The organism is Methanobrevibacter woesei, from assembly GCF_003111605.1.
GTDB classification, from domain to species: domain Archaea; phylum Methanobacteriota; class Methanobacteria; order Methanobacteriales; family Methanobacteriaceae; genus Methanocatella; species Methanocatella woesei.
This window is the reverse complement of record NZ_MZGU01000004.1, coordinates 244,061-264,630: the sequence shown is the minus strand read 5'-3', so window position 1 is coordinate 264,630 and position 20,570 is coordinate 244,061. Positions and strand designations below refer to the sequence as shown.

Sequence of the window (20,570 nt, the reverse complement as noted above, 5' to 3'; positions counted from 1 at the left end):
ACCTCCTTAAAACTATGCTTTGTCTCCTAAAACTAATTTAGGGAAAATACATAAACTCTTAAGCTCATCTAATAATAATTTAAATGCATATGAAATTTCAATAGGATATGTTTCTACTTCACCACAGATAGGGCAGTATTTTTTATTTTTATTTTTATCATAAACTGCTAACATACCACAATTTTCACAAACAATAGCTTCATATTTATCTGACTCATCTAAAAGTCTTTCTTTTAAGGTTAAAGCAGCACCATGTGCAATAAGACAATCTCTTTCCATTTCTCCAAACCTTAAACCACCTTCACGAGCTCTACCTTCAGTAGGTTGACGTGTAAGCACTTGTACAGGACCTCTTGAACGAGCATATACTTTATCAGTTGTCATGTGGTGTAATTTTTGGTAATATGCTACTCCAATAAAGATTTCAGCTTCAATTCTTTCACCAGTTACACCATTGTATAAAGATTCACAACCTGCAGATTCAAAACCATGTTCACGAAGTTGTTCTTTAATAATTGTTTCAAGTTCAGGGTTGAATGGAGTACCATCAACACGTTCTCCTTCAAGACAACCAGCTTTACCTGCAACCATTTCCAATACCTGTCCAACAGACATCCTAGATGGAATCGCGTGAGGATTAACAATTAAATCTGGTACAACACCATCTTCAGTGAAAGGAACATCTTCAGGAGATAAAATAAGACCTAAAACCCCTTTCTGACCGTGTCTTGATGCAAATTTATCACCAAATTCAGGTTGCCTAGTGTCTCTTACTCTGATTTTAGCTAATCTGCTTCCTTCAACAGTTTCAGTTAAAAGAACTGCATCAACAATACCTTTTTCACCATGTCTTACAGTAACTGAAGTTTCCCTTCTTTTTTCAGCTACAGTACCAAACTCATCGATTTCCTCTAAGAATCTTGGAGGGGAAGTCTTACCAATTAATACATCTCCAGATTCAACATATGATTCAGGGTTTACAACACCATCATCATCTAAGTGTCTGTAAGCTTCTTCTGAACGGTATCCTTTAACATTTTTATCAGGAACTTCAAATTTATCTTCTTGTCCACCAGGGTATCTTTTTTCAGCAGTGTCATATGCTCTAAAGAAAGAGGATCTTGCTAAACCTCTTTCAAGAGAACCTTTGTTAATAACCATTGCGTCCTCCATATTGTACCCTTCATAAGACATTAAAGCAACCACAAAATTTTGACCGGATGGTCTTTTATCATAATTAGTTGCATCAATAATACGTGTTTTAACAATAGGAGTTTGAGGATGGTGTAATAAATGTGCCCTTGTATCAGTACGTAAAGCATAGTTGGATACATATAATCCTAAAGCTTGTTTTGTCATACCTGCTTCCATAGTGTTCCTTGGAGAGGAGTTATGATCTGAAAATGGAATAATTCCTGCACAGATTCCTAACATAGTAGCTGGGTCAATTTCTAAATGAGTGTGATCTTCATTTAAATCATTTAATCCCATTGCAATGTAAGAGTTTTCTTCTTCTTCAGCATCTAAGTATTCAATAATACCATTTTCAATTAAATCAGACCATTTCATTGAACCTTTAGAAATTTTATTTAAATGTTCATCTTTAAGACGAGGAACACCATCATCAACAATGATTAAAGGTCTTCTAGCTCTTCCAGAATCGTTGAATATATAAATCTCATTATTTTCTTCATAGTAAGTAATGTTCATTTCATGAGATACTTCACCATTTCTCCTTTTTTCTCTCATTTCATTAGTGAAAGAAACAGGATCATCACAAGAACCTAAAAGTTCACCATTAATATAAATTTTAGCACTTTGAGTATTATCCAAATTTTTCCCTCCTTGAAACCTAATTTAAAACTCCCATTTTTTCAATAACATCTTTAATTTCTTGTTCATCAGAACCTTCAGATATATTACACATAAGAGCTAAGTTCTTTACCAATCCACAATTAGGACCCTCTGGGGTTTCGTTTGGACAAATTTTACCAAATTGTGTTGGGTGCAAATCCCTAGCTTCAAAGTGAGGTTGACTTCTGGTTAAAGGTGATACTACACGTCTAAGGTGAGAAAGAGTACCCATATAACTAGTTCTGTCTAATAGCTGACTTACACCAGCTCTTCCACCAACCCAATTACCAGTTGCAATAGCATGTTTAATATTTTCAGTTAAAACATCACTACGTACTGCTTGTTTAATGGAAAGTTCTTTTCCACGAGAAATACTTCTTTCAAGTTGGTAACTCATATCTCTGGTTAAACTGGTGAAAGCAACTCTGAATAAGTCTTCCATTAAATCTCCAGAAACTCTAAGTCTTTTGTTAGTGTAGTGGTCCTTATCATGAGGTTCTCTTTGTTCATGAATAACTTGAAGCAACATTTCAGTCATTTCAGCTAAGTAAATAGCTTTATCTGCACGTCTTTCAGATTCAAGACCCATGTGAGGTAATAAGTAACGATTGATTACATCTTCAGCACGTTTTATTCTGTAATCTTCTTGCATTCCTTTAGCTACACGATTACCAATGTATTTAATAGCTGCTCTTTGAAGGTATTCTCTTCTTTCTTCTTTATCCATGCCTTCCATTTCTTTTTGATCTAATTTTAGAGAAGATTCAGATACTTGAATATCATCTGCAATAATCATTTGGAAGTTGAAATCATCAGAAATTGCAGTAATAATTTCTTCATCAGTTGCAAGACCTAATGCCCTAAGTAAAATTACAAGTGGAAGTTCTCCAGGAACATAAGGGAAAGAGATTCTTAAGAAAACACCACTTTTACGAGGTTTTTTATATTCTAATGAAATCCTAGCTCTGAAACCACTATTAATAGAAGTAACAATAGCTTTTGCTCTTCTTTCTTCAACTTCACCAATACGTTCAAGAATTATTTTATTTGGTGCGATTTCTTCCATTGTAACAACAGCTCTTTCAGAACCATTTACAATGAAGTAACCTCCTAAATCTTGAGGGTCTTCACCACATTCAATTAATTCTTCTTCAGAAAGACCATTTAAATGACAAATGTCAGATTTAAGCATTACTGGCAATTCACCAATATAAACTTCTTCTAACTCGTTTTCCTCTTCACCTTCCTCATTTAAGGCCATTTCAAGGTACATGTGAGCAGAATAATTTAAGTTCCTAAGTCTTGCTTCAGTTGGAAAGATTTCACTTTTTGAACCATCTGCTTCTTTAGTAAATGGTTTTTTAATAGAAACTTTACCAAATTTCACAGTATATTTTCCATTTTCTAAAGTTAACGGTTCATTATCATAGATATTGTTGATAATTTTTTGAATTCTATTATTAACAAAATCGTTGTATGATTTTATATGATGATCACCTAAATCATGCTCATCAAAAAATGCGTTAACTAACTCCCAGTTATTATTTTTCATTGACTTCCTCCAGATACCAAACGTTCTTAAAAATAAATAACTAAACAAAAATAAACTAATAAGATTAGAAAAAACTAATTAAAATTCTTATTAATAATTCATTTGATTATTATTCTTAATTTACTCATAACTATCTCCATTTAGATAATTCCTCTCAAATCAAGTTCAAATTTATTATATTGAATTTCTAATAATAAAAACAAAAAACACAGAAATTAAATACTAATTTAAATTTAACACTTCTTCTCTAAAATTATATTAAATAAACCATTTTTAACCATCAACAATCCTATAGGTTATAAATTCACCTGCAGTAGGACTGTCACGAGTAATTCTTAAAACATCCCCTACTTTAGCATCGATATGTTTAACAACAGGATCCTCGATTTTAATTTTGGGAAGATTTTCTTTAACAAAATCAGCATCGCTAAGTTCATCTTCTATTTCAGAATCAGACATGATTTCATGCTTAGGAACAAGCATATGTTCTAAAATATCAATTTTCAAATTTTTTCCTCCAGCTAGAAAAGTTAAAATATTAAAATATAAAATTAGAAGCGGGCCCGACGGGAATTGAACCCGCGGCCGCTTGGTTAAAAGCCAAGCGCTCTGCCAGACTGAGCTACGGGCCCACATGATACAAATTACTACCATTAAATATTTGAAACGCCCTGGCCGGGATTTGAACCCGAGTCGCGGGCTCGACAGGCCCACATGATAGCCCCTACACCACCAGGGCAAATATTCAATGCAACATGTTTAATCGAACATTATTAAACATGCATATAGTATAACTTATTGAATTTCATAGTATATAAAGGTTTCGACAAAATAGCATTTTTTTAATATTTTCATATAACATGAATAAAAACCATTACAACATATGAAATCAAATCCCGCCTGCCGGACTTGAACCAGCAACATTTGGATCTACAGTCCAACGCTCTGCCAAATTGAGCTAAGGCGGGACAATGGGACCGCCCGGATTTGAACCGGAGTCTCAGGCTCCCAAAGCCCAAAGGATCGACCAAGCTACCCTACGGTCCCATACAATATATGACATACATTACATCATACTTTTATTAGTTTGTAGGAAGTAATATATAAAGTTTTTCATTAATTCATGAAAAATCAAAAATCTAAGTAAATAAATTGAAAAAATATACTTAAATTTTTAAAGCCCCGAACGGGAATTGAACCCGCGACCACGAGATTACAAGTCTCGCGCTCCACCAGACTGAGCTATCGAGGCACCATATATCGAACAATATAAATTTTATATAAAGTTATTTAAATAGTTTACTATGTTTAAAGAAACAGAGCCAATATGAACAAAATTAAAAAAAGAACCATCTAAAAACAACAACTATCTGATAAAATTTATTTAAAGCATAGAAAAAATGAATGAAACATATATAAATAGAAAATTAATTGTAAAGAAAAATTTATATAACACCAAACATAATGAATAATCATGATAAATAATGTAGAAGATATAAAAGAGAATTTAAAAAACTCTTTAGAAAATGTAAGAGAAAATAATCCTTTAACACATTGTATAACCAATTCAGTAACTATTAATGATTGTGCAAATGCAGTATTAGCTATTGGAGGTTCTCCTATAATGGCAGAAGATGAAGAAGAAATGGAGGAAGTTGTAGAAATAGCTGATGTGCTTGTAATAAACATAGGTAAACTAAGTAAGGAACAGATTAAAGCAATGAATGTAAGTGCTGCTCATGCAACTAAAACCAACACCCCAATTGTACTTGATCCAGTGGGTGCAGGAATTAGTCAATTAAGAAATAACACAATAAAATACCTTGTTGAAAATAACAATATAACTGCTATTAGAGGAAATATCTCTGAAATAAAAGCAATAGCTAATATAATTGGACTTCTAAACACCGAAAGTGCTGCAAAAGGTGTTGATGTTAGTGAAGACGATATAATCAGCAGAGATAATTTAGAAATAAATGGAAATCTTGTTAAGGAACTTGCAAAAAAACTTGATACAGTCGTAATAGCTAGTGGACCTTTAGATATTATTTCCAATGGTGAAACAACTATTGTTCTTGACAATGGCGATGAAATGATGCCATTAATTACTGGAAGCGGCTGTATGTTAACTTCAATTGTTGGAAGCTGCGTTGCAGTAAATGACCCATTTGAAGGAAGTATTTTAGCAAGTATTGCAATGAGTTTAGCGGGTGAAAAAGCAAGAGAACAAGTAGATGAAAATAATTTGGGAACCGGATCCTTTAGAACTTTCCTTATTGATTACCTCTATAAAACAAATGTTGAAAGTTTAATTAACGAATCAAAAATTGAGATATTATGAAACTAGACTTATCCCTCTATCTTGTAACAGATAAAAGAAATAAAACAGACGACGAATTTTTAGAAATTATAGAAGAAGCAATTAAAGGTGGAACAACTGTTGTTCAAATAAGAGAAAAAGAAGGGGAAACTCTTGACTTTTATAATTTAGCACTAAAAGTAAAAGAAATAACTTCAAAATATAATGTTCCTTTAATTGTAAATGATAGAATCGATGTTGCATTAGCTATTAAATCAGAGGGAGTGCACATTGGACAAACAGATATGCCTGCTGATGTTGCACGCTCATTAATTGGTGATGAAATGATTTTGGGAGTATCTGCATCAACAGTTGAAGAGGCAAGAAAAGCAGAAAAAGATGGTGCAGATTATATTGGAACAGGAGCAGTATTTCCAACTGCAACCAAAGATGATGCTCCTTCAATTACAAAAGATGACTTAAAAGAAGTTACAGGTTCTATTAACATACCAACAGTAGCTATTGGAGGAATTACATTAGAAAACGCAAATGAACTTGCAGGCACTGGAATAGCTGGAATATCAGTTGTAAGTGCAATAATGAATTCCAAAGACCCTAAAATAGCTAGTGAAAATCTTTTAAAAATATATAATGAAAAAATAGATAAAAATTAAATATTTTTATCTAAATCTTTTTTTGCAGATTCAATAAGTGCTTCTACAGCAGCTAATTTTTTACCGGCAAGCATACTGATACATGCTCCACCACCACTACTTACATGATCCATCTGATTAGCACATCCTAAAGCAGTGGTTGCTGCTGCAATATGTCCTCCACCAATAACAGAAAATCCATTGGAGTTAGCAATTGCATTAATTAAGTCTTCAGTACCCATTGCAAAATCAGGATTTTCAAATACGCCTGCAGGACCATTAGCAAATATTGTTTTAGCGTCCCTTATTATTTTAGCATATTCACCAATTGATTTTATACCAATATCAAAAATGGAGTTTTCAGGAATCTCATCTATTGAAACATCTTCCCTTTTTCCATCATTTTCAATAGCTACATCACTTGGATATACAATTTTGTCGCCGAATTCATCTAATAACTCTTTGGCCTTAGGAACCATTGATTTATATCCTCTGCTGTCAATAAAATTCCTATTAATATCTTTAATATCCACATCTGCAGCCCATAAAAATATGTTAGCTACAATACCAGTAGTTAAAACAGTATCTGCAGTTCCATTAGCTAACACATTTTCCATTACTTCAATAGAATCATCCGGTTTCATTCCACCAAGTAAGAATACACAAGGGTGCTGAACATTATCAAGAGCATCCTGAATAACAGTTAATTCCTCTTCCATAACACGTCCTGCCGCTGATGGAGTGTTTACAGTGAAACCAACTAAAGAAGTTTGTGATCTGTGAGCTGCTGCAAATGCGTCATTTATAAAGTAATCAACTAATGGAGAAAGTTCACGAACAAGAACTGTTTCAGACTGTTCTTGAGGTGTTCTTGATAAAGATTCCTCTGAAAAGAACCTTACATTTTCAAGTAGGAGTATTTCTCCAGATTTTAAATTTTTAATTGCTTCTTTTGCAGAAGTTGAAAAAATAGAATCAATATATTTTACTTTAATTTTTAAGATTTTTGATAAAGCATCTGCATGTTGAGATAAAGTTGTGAAGTCCTTTTTACCAGGACGACTTTGATGTGCTAAAATAACAACTTTAGCTCCTTTTTTAGATAACTCTTTAACAGTTTCTGCATGTAACAATAACCTTGTATCATCTAAAATTATACCTGAACTTGGATCAACAGGAGAATTAATATCAATTCTAACTAGCACAGTTTTATCTTCAATATTAAAATCATCTATTGTATTAAATTTCTTAGCCATCTTTTCACACAACAAAAAAGTTTTTTTTCATTATAATTTACTAACAAGTTCAAGTAAAGCATCTTTTGGATTTTCAGCTTTAATTATTCCAGATGCAAGTAAAACTCCTTCTGCACCTAAATCAATAGCTGCTTTCATATCATCACCATTAGATATGCCTGCACCACATAATACTTTTATAGAACTGTCTATTTCTTTAACCCCTTTAACAGTATCTTCTACAACTTCAGGTTGAGCTTGGGAAACAGGAATTCCAGTACCAATAAGTTCAGGAGGTTCTACAGCTACATAATCAGGAGATAAAGTAGCTACTGCTTTACTTGTTTCAATATTATTTGTACAAACACAAGATAATATGTTATTTTCTTTAGTTAGTTTAACAACTTCATCAATATCTGCCAATTTCATTCTTTTTTCTGAATGGTTAATTAAAGATCCACTAACTCCGGCTTCAATTAAGGTATCAATTAAATCATGTCCAGTATGTCCACCAGGAGAAATAGGATCAATATTTTGTGCAAATATTGGAATAGAAGTTTCTTGATGAATTCTATATAAATCTGCTGCTTGAGGAGCTCCAATCATCTCAATTCCAGATTCCTCAGCTGCACTTTCAAGAGCTTGTGATAATTTTAATGCATTTAACCCACTTGATTCTAAATATGTTTTGTAGTTTAAAATTACAATTGGTTTACTATTTTTTGACATTGAATTCACCAAAGACTATTTTAATTAATATATTTAAGACTAAAAACATTTAAGTTTTTACTATTTATCCCAATATATTTAAATCAATTAAGAATAATAAAATAAATTAAAAATAAATAAAGGATTATTTTCCATGTCATTAACAAAAGAAGCACAGAAAAAATTAGAATACAGTGGGTATAGATTTGTAGGACAACATGGCCATGCTGCTGCAAAAATATGCCACTGGACTAAACAAAGTATTTTAGATAAAGGAGTTTGTTATAAAGAAAAATTTTATGGTGTTAAAAGTCACAGATGTCTTCAAATGTCTCCTGCAGTCCCATACTGTCAGCAAGAATGTGAATTCTGCTGGAGAGATTTATCTTACACCAAAACAGAATGGGAAGGAGAATACGATGACCCTAAAACCATAATAGATGAAGCTATTAAAGCTCAAAATAATTTATTATGTGGATTTTTTGGAAATGATAAAGCAAATCGTGAAAAGCTAGAAGAGTCCAAAACACCAACCAATGCAGCTATTTCACTAGCTGGAGAGCCAACACTTTATCCAGAAATCGATGAGTTAATCGCAGAGTTCAACCGTAGAGATTTCACAACATTTTTAGTAAGTAATGGTCAGTATGTGGAAAAATTAAAAAATTTAGAAACAGAACCATACCAACTATATCTTTCCTTAGATGCTCCTTCAAAAAAAATATATGATGATGTCTGTAACCCTCAAATAAATGATGGTTGGATAAATTTAAATGAATCCTTAGAAACATTAGCTAGTTTTAATTCCAGAACATGCATACGAACAACTTGTGTTAAAGGGAAAAACATGGAAAATCCTGAAGAGTATGGAAACCTAATTAAAAAAGCAGACCCTACCTTTGTTGAAATAAAAGCATATATGTGCGTAGGTTCATCTAGAGAACGTTTAACCTTGGACAATATGCCTTCCTTTGATGAAGTAAAAGAATTTGCACGTAAAATTGGAGAACACTGCGGTAAAGAAATAGTAAATGAATCCGAAATTAGCCGTGTTGTATTACTCCAATAAATTTTATTTTTTAAAAAAAAAAGTTATAATAAAGATTTATTAGCTATTTCAACACCAATATTGAAAGCAGCTTTTAAATCTTTAGGAAATTGTTCTTTTCTAACTTTAGCTTTATGTTCTTCTGTAAAAAGTTCCATTTTGTATTTAGAGTAATCAAATTGATAAGTATCATAAGCATAAAGATTTAAAGGTTTAGAAAAGATATTTTCTAAAACAGATTCTGTTTTTGAGAAGAAATGCTCATATTCCATGTTCAAAGCATTTTCTTTGGAAACATTCATTGTATAAATAAAAGCCAAAGGCATTCTTTTTGGAGCCAAACTGGTTCCTTCTTTGTCATAAACAAAAAATGGGAAAATGAATCTTTCCAAAAAAGACCTCATATTTCCAGTAACATCACCAAAGTAAACTGGAGAACCTAGAATAATCCCATCAGCCTGAACAATTTTTTCTAATATAGGTTTAAAGTCATCCTTATAAACACATTTCCCATAATGGCGACCATTAATTTTTTTACAGGCAAAACAACTTTTACAACCATTAAAAGGTATATCATATAGATTAATGATTTCTGTTTCTGCATCGGAGATTATAGATTTAATACCCTTTAATGATTCTTTTAAAAGCTGAGCAGTGTTACAGTTATGTCTTGGACTGCCATTAATTGCGAAAAATTTCATGTTAATCAAGCTTTTAAAGAATTGCACAATTCAACAGCTTTTTTAGCAGCTTTTTCCATGGATATTTCATAAGGAATTCCTGCTTCTTCAAGAATTCTTTGTCCTTCTTCTTCATTAGTTCCAGTTAAACGAATAACAATTTTAATATCACGTTTGGAATTTTCTAAAGCCTTAACAACACCACGTGCTACATCATCTGCTTTAGTAATTCCTCCTAAAACATTTAAGAATACAACTTTAACTGGATCATAGTTAAATACAATGTTTAATGCTTGCATAATAGTGTTTTCAGAAGCTCCACCACCAATATCTAAAAAGGTAGCAGGTTCCCCATGATTAAGTTTAATCATATCCATACCAGTTAAGGTTAAACCAGCACCATTTCCAATAACAGCAATATCCCCATCAAGTTTTACAAAGTCAACTGCTTTCTTCTTATAGTGTAACATGTCTACTAAATCTTCATGTCTGTATAAAGAATCATCTTCAACAACTAATTTAGCATCTGCAGCTACAATACCTTCATCTTCAGTTAAAACTAATGGGTTAATCTCTGCTGTTTCAGCATCATACTTGTCAAATACATTGTATAATTTCCAGATTACATCTCCAACAGGGCTAATTAACTCTGAAGAGACACCCATTCTACGTGCTAATTCACGTGCTTCATAAGGTAAAAAGTCAAGTAAAGGGTTTGGATAATATTTGATAATCTTTTCAGGACTTACTTTTGCTAAGTTTTCAATTTCAACTCCACCTTCTTTACTTGCTATAATAACAGGTCTTTTAGCAGCCCTATCAATAGAAACACTTACGAAAAATTCATTTACAATTTTGGCTTTTTTCTCAATAAGAAGGTGTTTTACTTTTTCTCCTCTGATTTCCATACCTAAAATTTCTTCAGCTATTTTGAATGTTTCACCAGGGTTATCAGCGAATTTTACTCCACCAGCTTTTCCTCTACCACCAATTAAAACTTGTGCTTTAATAGCTACAGGAACACCCATTTCAGAAGATATGGATACTGCTTCTTCAGGAGAGTAAGCTACATGACCTTCTAGAATTTTAATTCCTTCTTTTTTAAAAATCCTTTTAGCTACATTTTCAAAAAACTTCATTATAACTCCTCAATTAAACTAAATCATACCCTGCGTTAAATGCAGCAATATTCTTTTCTTCAGTTCCTTTAGGTACACTATCATTAATAGCTTCCATAGCTGCTTCTTTAGATATGATTCCAGTGACTTTAGTAATAGCTCCAACCATAACAATATTTGCTACAATTTTAAGACCAATGTCATCAACTGCAGTTTTAGTTGCAGGAGCCTCATAAACTTTAATGTTATGTTCATCAATGAACTCTTTAACATCTTCAATATCAGTTGTTCCAGGATCTACAATTAAAGTACCATTATCCTTTAAATCAACAATATATTTGATTAAAGCCTCATTAGACATAGCTACTAAAATATCTGGGCTTTGAACTTTAGGATAATCGATTTCATCATCACTAATAACAACTTCACATTTAGAAGCTCCACCACGAGCTTCAGGACCATAGGATTGAGTTTGAACAGCTTCATTATTGTCAAAAAGTGATGCAGCTTTACCTACAATAATTCCAGCCATAATAACTCCTTGACCTCCAAATCCACCAATTCTTAATTCTTGTCTCATTTTATCAACCTCTATAAATCAGCCCTATATGCAGAATTAATAAGAGTTTTGTCTCCAGATAATCTTTCACTTAAATTTTGAATATTATCAGTAAATTCTGCTTTTGTTTTATTTGCAAATTCTCCAACTACGATTTTTCCTTCTAAATCTTTTTCTTTCATTCTCTCTGCTTCAGATTTAAAGACAGTATTTATTTTAATAGTAACTGCCATAGCTGTTGGAGTCCTTAACTTATTTTTACGTCCATAATAAGTAGGACAAGGAGAAACAACTTCAATGAAACTGAATCCTTTATTTTTTAAACCAGTTTTAATAGAACCAACTAAATTTTCAATTTGTAAAGTGGTCCATCTTGCAGAATAAGTTGCACCAGCAGCTGCTACAAGTTCAGCTAATTTAAATGGAGAATCATCAGTACCATAAGGTGCAGTTGTTCCAAAACTTCCTTTAGGAGAAGTAGGACTAATCTGACCACCAGTCATCCCATAAATATTATTGTTAACACAAATAACAGTTAAATTAATATTTCTTCTAGCTGCATGGATTAAATGGTTACCACCAATAGAAGCAGCATCTCCATCACCTGAGAAAACAACAACATTTAAATCAGGATTAGATACTTTTAAACCAGTTGCGAAACTTAAAGCTCTTCCGTGAGTAGTATGAAGAGAATCACAATCCATATAACCAGGAATTCTTGAAGAACATCCAATTCCAGAAACCATAGCTACACTATCAAAGTCCATTTCTGCTTTTTCCATACCTTTAATAAATGCATTCATGATAGTACCATTTCCACAACCTGGACAAAAGATATGAGGAAGCCTATCTTCTCTTAAATATGGTAAAAACTTATTTCCATAAGGATTACTATTTTCCATTTTAGTTTCCTCCTATTTCTTCAATTTTAGACAATATTTCATCAGGAGTAGGTAATAACCCTCCAATAATACCAATAAGATGAGTGTTAACTTTTGAATCTAATACTCTGTCAACTTCATAATACATTTGGCCTAAGTTCATTTCTACAACAATTACATCGCTAGCATCACCAACTAACTCAGCAATTTGTTCATCAGGGAATGGCCATGGAGTATCAATTTTAATATAACCTACTTTTTTACCCTCTTCTTGTGCTTTTTTAACTGCAGTGATGACAGAACGAACTGGAGCACCGTAAGATACTACAACAATATCAGCATCTTCACATCCTTCAGATACAACAGAACAGATTTTATCCTTGTTATTTAATATTTTATCACATAAACGTTGAACAAGTTCTGTATGAGTTTCAGGAGAGTTAGTATCAGGATAACCTCTTTCATCATGAGTTAAACCAGTAACATGGATATTAAATCCTTCACCAAATGAAGGCATTGGATTTGTACCATTTTCAACATTTTTAAATGGCAAATAGTTCTCTTCTTTATTTGGCATTGTTCTTGGAACGATTTCAATATCATCATCAATAACTATTTTTTCTCTCATGTGTCCAATTACTTCATCAGCCATGACAAATACAGGAGTTCTGTACTTTTCAGCTAAATTAAAAGCTTTTATTGTGAAATCAAAGAATTCTTGAACACTTGATGGTGCTAAAGCAATAGGTTCATAATCCCCATGAGAACCCCAACGTGCTTGCATCATATCTGCCTGAGCAGCCATAGTTGGTTGACCAGTGGATGGAGAACCTCTTTGAACATTAACAATAACAATTGGAGTTTCAGTAATGAATGCATAACCAATATTTTCTTGCATTAAAGAGAAACCTGGACCAGAAGTAGCTGTCATTGATTTAGAACCACCCCATGAACCTCCAATAATAGCTCCTGCAGATGCAATTTCATCTTCCATTTGAACAAAAGAACCACCAACAGTTGGAAGATCTTTAGCTAAATTTTCTGCAACTTCAGTTGAAGGAGTAATTGGATAACCTGCAAAAAATCTACAACCTGCTTTGATAGCACCTTTTGCACATGCTTCATTTCCTTGAACGAATAATTCTTCAACCATATTTTCAATCTCCTATCTTATTTTGCTTGTGAAAATTTAGGGTTGAAATTATAAGAATCCTCTTTAACCCACCAGTTTCCATCAACATCAACAGTAATTGCTTGGTCTGGACAAGAAACTTCACAGACTCCGCAATTAGTACATCTATCTTCAAAGTTAACATAAGGTAATAAAACACCTTTTTTATTAGCTTCAGAAGGTATTGCATAAACATTTTTATAACATACATATACACAAAGATGACAACCTTTGCATAAATCTTCATCTACATGAATCATTATAATCTCCTAAATTTTACATGAATATTCATTAAAATATACTGTGTTATACTTATGTTATCAAACATTTAAATATGTTATCAAAAAATTAAACTAAATAAAAACAAACAAAAATTAAAGATTATTTATTTAAACAAAATTAATCTTAAACAAAAAAAATAATAAATTTTCTAAAGTTCTAAAAAAAGATAAAAAATAAATTAATTAATAATTAATATAGAAAAACATGAAAAAGATTACAACACCAATAAGTAATGATGAAATAGCTAGTTTAAAAGTTGGAGACCAAATTTTAATAAGTGGAACTATGTATACTGGTCGTGACGCAATCCTTCCAAAACTTGCAGAACTAGCTAATGAAAACAAATCTCCTGTTGATTTAAAAGGAATGGCAATAATGCATACTGCAGTAAGTGATGCAGGAATAGCTCCAACAACAAGCAATAAAGAAGAAATTGAATCAACAATTCCTGATTTATCAAAAAATGGTGTTAAAATCCATATTGGAAAAGGAAAATTATCCAAAAAAACAGCAGATAGTTTAAATAAAAACAATTCTATTTTTGTAGTTACTCCTCCAGTAGCTGCACTTTTAACAGATAAAGTTCTTGAAAAAAAGTGTGTTGCCTTTGAAAATGAAGGTATAGAATCTATGTTTCAGTTAAAAGTAGAAAATATTCCCGGAATAGTAGCAATAGCTAATGGAAAAAGTATTTAATAAAAAAAAGTATTTAGAAGAAGAATTACTCTTCATCTTCTTCATTGTCAGCTTCGATATCTTTTTTCTCAAAAGCATCAACGAAGTTAACTTTATCAAAGTCCATATTGGACCAGATGTCTTTTGCAATAGCAAATCTAGCAAAAGTAATGTCCATGTAAGGTTTTTGATCGAATTTTGCAATTTCATCTAATTGGATGTTTACAACATTACCATCAATATCAATTACAGTTTTATCAAGATCCATGTTTGGAGATGGGTAATGTAACTCAATCATACTTTTAATTTTTTCTTCATCATCTTCAATTACTTCTACTACTTCTACATCGTAAACTAAGTCTTTACCAGCTAATTCATGGTTGAAGTCTACTTTTACTCTTCCACCATTTACAGTTAAAATTTTACCAGTTTGACCGTTGGAACTAATTTGCATACCTGGTACTGGAGTCATACCTTGTTTTTTGAATTCTTTCATTGGAATTAATTGAATTAAACCAGCATTTCTTTTACCGAATGCTTTTTCACTTTCAATTTCAATAGTTTTAGAATCTCCAGCTTCAAGACCTTCAATAGCTTCTTCAATAGCTGGTAATACATGGTTTCCACCTACAACAATTGGGATTGCTTTGTAGGTTTTTTCGTCAACATAAATACCTGCATCTTTAGCTACATCTTCATAAGTAGTGTCAAATACATCATCATTTTCTTTAATTTTACCAGTAAAGTTTAATCTTACAAAATCACCGTTTTCAATAGCCATAATTATCTCTCCTATAATAAATTTAAAAATAAAATTTGATTAATAAAAGTTATGTTAATAATCTAACATTTAATAGTTTTATATAATACTCTTTATTAATGTTTTGATTAAAAATAAAAAAAAAGAAAAGAAGCAGAAGGATTATTCCATTGCCTCTAATTTTTCTGGGATATATGTATCAACAACATATTCAAGCCCATATTTTGAGAAAGATTGCTGTTCTGCTTTCTTACCTATTTTTAACATTTTCTTAATCTCAGTTTGCCAAAAATCACTTTTATATCTTGGATCTTTAGCTAACTCTTTTAACCTCATTACATCAACATCTTTAAGATTATCAGTAGGTAAATCATAGTTAATAATATCACTAGCTGTTACACCCATAAATTTAGCATCTGGAGTAGCTAAATCATGATTTACATGAGCTAATTTTGCACTACCAGAAATAATAACCTGTGCAATGTGGAATCCCCATGGGTCTCCGTCGTTACAGATGTAAACAGGTAATTTTAATTCTTCATTAACCCTTTTAATAAACCTTCTTGTAGCACGAGCAGCTTGTCCTTTAAGCCCTACAATCAAGGTGTTAAACCTATCATATGCTTTTTCCTGAACCATCCTATGGAACATCCCCATAGTTTCCACAGCTATTACCCTATCAACATTATGATCTAAAAATTCAACTTGGTCAATAGTTGGTGAAATAGTATAACCAGATTTTCCAGCTTTTAAAGCATTAATTTCAACATCATCATCTTTTAATGTAATGTCACCATATACAGATGCACCATCTTCCTCAGGCATTAATCCTAAGTCTTCCCTTGTAGTTCCAAGAGTTACTTCTAAATCTTCACCTACAATGTTAGATTCTTGTTGTGTTTTAAAGCTTATACCCCATCCTTCAGAAACATAGTACATTTCCCTGATAGTAGCTGTTTTTTCTCTTTGAACTAAATCTTTACAGAAATTAGCAACATAAACCATTTGACCTAATTTTCTAATTTGTTTCACATTTCCAAGAGACCTTTTACCATATCTGTCCCCTAAAACATAGTATCTTTTTGCATTATCATAAACAATGTTTGAGGTACCTCTGGAAGGAACTTTAACAGCAGGAACTTTCTGTTTTTCAACATCTTCAATAATTTCCTGACCTAATGCTTTTAATTTATTGTAGGTATATTCTTTTCTAAGCTCTTTATGTGATTTGTTTCCTTGTTTAACTTCATCAGCCATCTAATCACCTACTCTTCCTCATCAATTTCTAAATCATCAAAGTCTTTACTACTATTTAAACTACTATTTTCTTCATCTACAGCATATCCAAACTCATCAAGTTCTTCCATGATAAGTGCATCTTCTTCCTCTTCAACCTCTTCCTCTTCAACTTTTTCACCAAGTAACTCTGCAAGAGCCCTTTTAGTTACTTTAGCTAGTACTTGAGTATATTCAGGTACAGAAGTTTCTCCTAATTTAGCAGATTCTTCAATAATAACTGGAAGTAAGTCTTCAAATACTTTTGAACGCATTGCTTTTTCTTTAGCTGCTTTTTTAGACCTGATGTGTTTTTGAAGCTTACGAGCTAATTTCATAGTAGACTGTCTAATTTCATGTACAATTTCAGGTTCTGGAGAAATACTTTGTTTACCTGTTGACAAGTATGGAACCTGAGTAGAAATTAAATTAACAAATAAAGTTAATGGAGTGTTGTCTAAATCTTTTAATCCATAACGTTTCCAATCAATACTTTTTAAAGCTTCTGTAATAGCACAGCTTCCTTGATCGAAAGTTAAAGGTACTCTATTTGCAAATCTCATAATTTCAGATTTTCTTTGTTCATTAACAATCCTACCTGCATCTCCACCATAAGCAATACCTGCTTCAACAATAAAAGATACTCCTCCTTTGTAGGTTACAGGTTTTCTAGTAAGAGTAGCTACAAATTCCGGCTTAAGGATTTGTTTCATACCTTTTTCAATCTGTTCAGAACCAATAGGAATAAGTCCATTAGATGGAGGTGCCATAAATTTCATTTTTTGGAATGAATCGACAATAGCTTCAGCTTCAGCCCATTTCATATCTTTAGGACGTTTGTTCATGTCTATTCCAGTCATCTCTTCAATTTCAGCAACTCTTTTATTGGACATTCTTGAAAGAGAAGTTGTTAACATACTTTTATATCTTCTTTTATCAGTATGTTTAGCCATGAATAGAATATCATCAGCACTTACACCTTTAGGGTGTGGTAAAACTTCTTTTGGAAGAACAGGAACAATTTCTGCTGCTCTTTTAAAGATGTACTTATGTCCTGAAGGATCTCTAAAAGTAATTTTTGCATGAGGGTTTGCAATCATAGTTCTTCTAATATATTCAAAAGCACCTTGTTCTGAAAGAGAATAAGAAACATCTTTAAAGTGTAATTGGATGCAAACACCAGTATGCTCAGGTTTAATGTACTCTTTTTCCATTAACATACCTTTGTTCTTCTTAACATCCATCTTAAATTTCATGTTAACTCCTTTAAGTTCTCCATTTTCTTCGTAACATGAAATTACACGTGCAGGTTCACCAGTAGTCATCTGTGAAAGAAGTACACAACCACTACAACCTAAACCTTGTTGTCCTCTAGATTGGATGTTTCTAAATTTGGATCCTGCAAACATTGTACAGTATACTTTCATTATATAATCTTCAGGGATTCCAGGCCCATTATCTGAGTGAGTTAAAATATAATGTTCTTTATCCACTCTTTTTAAATCAATGTTTATTTCAGGTAAAATACCAGCTTCTTCAGCTGCATCAAAACTGTTTGTAATTAACTCGTGAAAAACAATAGTTAATGAACGGATTTTACCAGTGAAACCTAACATCTGCTTATTTTTCCTAAAAAACTCTGACGGGGTTAATTCATTAAAATTTTCATCAAAGAGTTCTGTTGCATTTTGAGACAAAGTTTTCCTCCTCAATAATTCAGTTAAATTAAAATTTTTAAATTAAAGCTATTTAAATAAAATCCCAGAGCAAGTGAAAAGTAATCATACCTTATGTTATCTAGAATTTACTAAGAATTAAATAAAAGCATAATTTAAAATCAATATGAATAATCAATTATTTAATTAAAATAACTGTATTTTCATTAACATATGTATATATGCCTAACAAAGTATATAATAGTTTTCCATTATTGTAAAAATTATAATAAAAAAAGTTAAGGATTATTGGAAATCCTCTTCAGTAAAGTCAATTCCATCTTTAAATTCAATTTTATCATCATGAATTCCAACAATGGATTTGAATTCTTTAAGTTTTAATTCGTTTTGTTTCTGTTCTAAAAATCCATAAACAGATTTATGTCTAGAACCTTTAATTATCATTTCAATAGCTTCTTTAGCAATCATAATATTGTCAATATGACCAATCAATGAAACAGTTTTACCATAAACTGCCATATCAACTTCAGCCATTTCCATGATAATTTCTCTTGTTTTACCATCTTTTCCAATGATTCTACCTTTATATCTAGCTAATGCATTTTTAGATTTACCAATAAGTAATGGAAGTTTAATAATTTCTAAATAAACATCATCATCCACTAATTTTAATGCAACTTCTGGATTAAAACCACGACCAATAGCTTTAACAATGTGATTTGCATTCCAAACTCCTAAAGGATCTTCCATATCTTCTCTTGGAGAAATATCAACTGCACCATCATCACTGTTAATATCTATGTATGTTCCAGTTGCTTTTTCAATAGTTTTTTTAACTTCCCCTTTACTTCCAATTAATGCTCCAACTCTTTTTTGAGGAATTTTAATATATTCTGTTCCCGGCATGTTTTACACCTTCAATTTAATTAAACTCAATATATTATAAAAATTTTGGTGAAATATACTCATAAACTTCATCATAAGAAGTGTTAACACCTAATTTTTTATATTCATTAACTAAAGTCTTTATATCTCGCTCTAATAATTCTTTTGCAATAGGATTATCTAAAACTACTGATTGTGAAACATCAATAATTACAGGAGTCTCATCTTTGTTAAGAATGTTGAAATTAGATAAATCTCCATGAACTAATCTTGCTTCATTAACAAATAGTTTTACTTGCGTCAATAATTTATTAAAGAAATCCTCTGGATCTTTAGGTGGTTGATTTTTCACTGTTTGAGCAGGATTTCCTAATTCATCACCAATAAATTCAATTAAAAGAACATTATTTGCACTTATAATAGGTTTAGGTACTGTAACACCTGCAGAATACAATCTTTTAAGATTCTTAAATTCTTTCATAACCCAAGCGTAAATAGTTTGCCTTTTATTTTTAGATTTGATATTGAATCTAGGATCCCCATCAATATAATAATTCATTTTTTTAAAATCAGAAGTAGCTATTCTATAAATTTTAACAGCCACAATAGAATTATCTTTTGTGATTCCTTTTAATACATTTGCTTCTTTTCCAGTACTAATAGCTCCATTAAGGACATCCACATATCCTTGATTAGCCAATTTATATAAGGTTTCTAAAGTGATTTTATCAAAAATTTCACTGCCTACTTTTCTGTCTTCATCACTTTTAATTCTTTTTCGTGAAATTAATTTTTGAACCTTTTCATCAGCTTTAGCAATTTTAGAATCCATTACAATCAATTAATAAATATTTTTTGAAATTAATAAAAAAAGAAGAGAGAAAGATTACATTTTTAAATAACCTTTTCTTTCGAGCCAGTTTGATTCGGTTTTTGTGTATCTCCAAATAACATCTGCTTTTTCATCAGCTTGGAAATCCCATGGCTTAACCAGAATTACATCTCCTTCACGAATCCATATACGTTTTTTCATTTTACCTGGAATTCTAGTCATTCTTAAATTTCCATCAGCACATCTTACTTTTAATTTACCATGACCCATAATTTGCTCTACAACACCTGGAATTTCGCCTTTTTTAGGTGTTCTTACTCTCCTATACTCTTGTTGATTATTATCTGGTTTTGACAAATACTCTCCTCCTAATTTTAAAATATACCCAATTAGAATTATTCGAATATAATTATAATAAAAAGTTTTC

The 20,570-nt window shown here is 31.6% G+C and carries 21 protein-coding genes and 5 tRNA genes; 4 read left to right on the top strand and 22 right to left on the bottom strand.

The window, feature by feature from the left end; translation table 11 throughout:
• Positions 1 to 12: 12 nt before the first annotated feature.
• The 8 genes from rpoB to MBBWO_RS03800 form a co-directional block, all read right to left on the bottom strand.
• The gene (gene rpoB / locus MBBWO_RS03835; RefSeq protein ID WP_116669559.1) at positions 13 to 1,833 is read right to left on the bottom strand and encodes a DNA-directed RNA polymerase subunit B; all 1,821 of its coding nucleotides are present in this window, start codon (positions 1,831 to 1,833) and stop codon (positions 13 to 15) included.
• Positions 1,834 to 1,852: 19 nt separating this feature from the next.
• Positions 1,853 to 3,406, bottom strand: coding sequence for a DNA-directed RNA polymerase subunit B'' (locus MBBWO_RS03830; RefSeq protein WP_116669558.1), 1,554 nt, complete (start codon positions 3,404 to 3,406; stop codon positions 1,853 to 1,855).
• A gap of 273 nt (positions 3,407 to 3,679) precedes the next feature.
• Positions 3,680 to 3,913 (bottom strand): DNA-directed RNA polymerase subunit H, encoded by a 234-nt coding sequence (locus tag MBBWO_RS03825; protein WP_116669557.1) that lies wholly within the window; start codon positions 3,911 to 3,913, stop codon positions 3,680 to 3,682.
• A 51-nt stretch (positions 3,914 to 3,964) separates the two neighbouring features.
• Positions 3,965 to 4,038, bottom strand: a tRNA-Lys gene (locus MBBWO_RS03820).
• Between the two features lie 35 nt (positions 4,039 to 4,073).
• Positions 4,074 to 4,145, bottom strand: a tRNA-Asp gene (locus tag MBBWO_RS03815).
• Positions 4,146 to 4,300: 155 nt separating this feature from the next.
• Positions 4,301 to 4,374: transfer RNA gene (locus tag MBBWO_RS03810), tRNA-Tyr, on the bottom strand.
• A 4-nt stretch (positions 4,375 to 4,378) separates the two neighbouring features.
• Positions 4,379 to 4,453, bottom strand: a tRNA-Pro gene (locus MBBWO_RS03805).
• Between the two features lie 131 nt (positions 4,454 to 4,584).
• Positions 4,585 to 4,658 (bottom strand) — tRNA-Thr (locus tag MBBWO_RS03800).
• 225 nt (positions 4,659 to 4,883) lie between these two features.
• On the opposite strand from MBBWO_RS03800, the gene thiM reads away from it, so the two are divergent.
• On the top strand, positions 4,884 to 5,747 hold the full coding sequence (gene thiM, locus MBBWO_RS03795) for a hydroxyethylthiazole kinase (protein WP_394340365.1): 864 nt from the start codon (positions 4,884 to 4,886) through the stop codon (positions 5,745 to 5,747).
• A complete protein-coding gene (thiE, locus tag MBBWO_RS03790; protein WP_243408461.1) occupies positions 5,744 to 6,379 on the top strand; it encodes a thiamine phosphate synthase in 636 nt (211 codons plus the stop codon). The genes thiM and thiE overlap by 4 nt, the downstream gene beginning before the upstream one ends.
• On the opposite strand, the gene MBBWO_RS03785 is transcribed toward thiE, so the two are convergent.
• Both MBBWO_RS03785 and tpiA read right to left on the bottom strand, forming a co-directional pair.
• The gene (locus MBBWO_RS03785; RefSeq protein ID WP_116669554.1) at positions 6,376 to 7,614 is read right to left on the bottom strand and encodes a phosphoglycerate kinase; all 1,239 of its coding nucleotides are present in this window, start codon (positions 7,612 to 7,614) and stop codon (positions 6,376 to 6,378) included. The genes thiE and MBBWO_RS03785 overlap by 4 nt on opposite strands.
• Before the next feature lie 30 nt (positions 7,615 to 7,644).
• Entirely contained in the window at positions 7,645 to 8,322 is a 678-nt protein-coding gene (tpiA, locus tag MBBWO_RS03780; protein ID WP_116669553.1) for a triose-phosphate isomerase, read from the bottom strand.
• Between the two features lie 133 nt (positions 8,323 to 8,455).
• Between tpiA and twy1 the strand changes: the two genes are divergently transcribed.
• Complete coding sequence (twy1, locus tag MBBWO_RS03775; RefSeq protein WP_116669552.1) at positions 8,456 to 9,370, top strand: 4-demethylwyosine synthase TYW1; 915 nt, start codon at positions 8,456 to 8,458, stop codon at positions 9,368 to 9,370.
• A 23-nt stretch (positions 9,371 to 9,393) separates the two neighbouring features.
• On the opposite strand, the gene MBBWO_RS03770 is transcribed toward twy1, so the two are convergent.
• Genes MBBWO_RS03770 through MBBWO_RS03745 form a run of 6 tightly spaced genes read right to left on the bottom strand, consistent with a single transcriptional unit; the run spans position 9,394 to position 14,018 of the window.
• Positions 9,394 to 10,050, bottom strand: a complete 657-nt coding sequence (locus MBBWO_RS03770) for a flavodoxin family protein (protein ID WP_116669551.1) — start codon at positions 10,048 to 10,050, stop codon at positions 9,394 to 9,396.
• A 5-nt stretch (positions 10,051 to 10,055) separates the two neighbouring features.
• The gene (sucC, locus tag MBBWO_RS03765; protein ID WP_116669550.1) at positions 10,056 to 11,168 is read right to left on the bottom strand and encodes an ADP-forming succinate--CoA ligase subunit beta; all 1,113 of its coding nucleotides are present in this window, start codon (positions 11,166 to 11,168) and stop codon (positions 10,056 to 10,058) included.
• 13 nt (positions 11,169 to 11,181) lie between these two features.
• Entirely contained in the window at positions 11,182 to 11,727 is a 546-nt protein-coding gene (locus MBBWO_RS03760) for a 2-oxoacid:ferredoxin oxidoreductase subunit gamma (protein WP_116669549.1), read from the bottom strand.
• A gap of 11 nt (positions 11,728 to 11,738) precedes the next feature.
• Positions 11,739 to 12,608, bottom strand: coding sequence for a 2-oxoacid:ferredoxin oxidoreductase subunit beta (locus tag MBBWO_RS03755; protein ID WP_116669548.1), 870 nt, complete (start codon positions 12,606 to 12,608; stop codon positions 11,739 to 11,741).
• A gap of 1 nt (position 12,609) precedes the next feature.
• Positions 12,610 to 13,740 carry a 2-oxoacid:acceptor oxidoreductase subunit alpha gene (locus MBBWO_RS03750; RefSeq protein WP_116669547.1) on the bottom strand — a complete coding sequence of 377 codons (1,131 nt, stop codon included), beginning with the start codon at positions 13,738 to 13,740 and terminating at the stop codon, positions 12,610 to 12,612.
• Positions 13,741 to 13,757: 17 nt separating this feature from the next.
• Entirely contained in the window at positions 13,758 to 14,018 is a 261-nt protein-coding gene (locus MBBWO_RS03745) for a 4Fe-4S dicluster domain-containing protein (protein ID WP_116669546.1), read from the bottom strand.
• 226 nt (positions 14,019 to 14,244) lie between these two features.
• Between MBBWO_RS03745 and MBBWO_RS03740 the strand changes: the two genes are divergently transcribed.
• Positions 14,245 to 14,736: a fumarate hydratase C-terminal domain-containing protein gene (locus MBBWO_RS03740; RefSeq protein ID WP_116669545.1), complete on the top strand. Its 492-nt coding sequence runs from the start codon at positions 14,245 to 14,247 to the stop codon at positions 14,734 to 14,736.
• A 25-nt stretch (positions 14,737 to 14,761) separates the two neighbouring features.
• On the opposite strand, the gene MBBWO_RS03735 is transcribed toward MBBWO_RS03740, so the two are convergent.
• The 6 genes from MBBWO_RS03735 to eif1A all read right to left on the bottom strand — a co-directional run bounded on the left by MBBWO_RS03735 (position 14,762) and on the right by eif1A (position 20,500).
• The gene (locus MBBWO_RS03735) at positions 14,762 to 15,496 is read right to left on the bottom strand and encodes a peptidylprolyl isomerase (RefSeq protein WP_116669544.1); all 735 of its coding nucleotides are present in this window, start codon (positions 15,494 to 15,496) and stop codon (positions 14,762 to 14,764) included.
• A 141-nt stretch (positions 15,497 to 15,637) separates the two neighbouring features.
• Positions 15,638 to 16,732, bottom strand: a complete 1,095-nt coding sequence (locus MBBWO_RS03730; protein WP_116669543.1) for a DNA topoisomerase IV subunit A — start codon at positions 16,730 to 16,732, stop codon at positions 15,638 to 15,640.
• An 8-nt stretch (positions 16,733 to 16,740) separates the two neighbouring features.
• Positions 16,741 to 18,447 (bottom strand): DNA topoisomerase VI subunit B, encoded by a 1,707-nt coding sequence (gene top6B / locus MBBWO_RS03725; protein WP_116669542.1) that lies wholly within the window; start codon positions 18,445 to 18,447, stop codon positions 16,741 to 16,743.
• A 264-nt stretch (positions 18,448 to 18,711) separates the two neighbouring features.
• Entirely contained in the window at positions 18,712 to 19,332 is a 621-nt protein-coding gene (locus MBBWO_RS03720; RefSeq protein ID WP_116669541.1) for a KH domain-containing protein, read from the bottom strand.
• A gap of 34 nt (positions 19,333 to 19,366) precedes the next feature.
• Positions 19,367 to 20,143, bottom strand: a complete 777-nt coding sequence (locus MBBWO_RS03715; protein ID WP_116669540.1) for a serine protein kinase RIO — start codon at positions 20,141 to 20,143, stop codon at positions 19,367 to 19,369.
• 54 nt (positions 20,144 to 20,197) lie between these two features.
• A complete protein-coding gene (gene eif1A / locus MBBWO_RS03710) occupies positions 20,198 to 20,500 on the bottom strand; it encodes a translation initiation factor eIF-1A (protein WP_116669539.1) in 303 nt (100 codons plus the stop codon).
• Positions 20,501 to 20,570 lie beyond the last annotated feature (70 nt).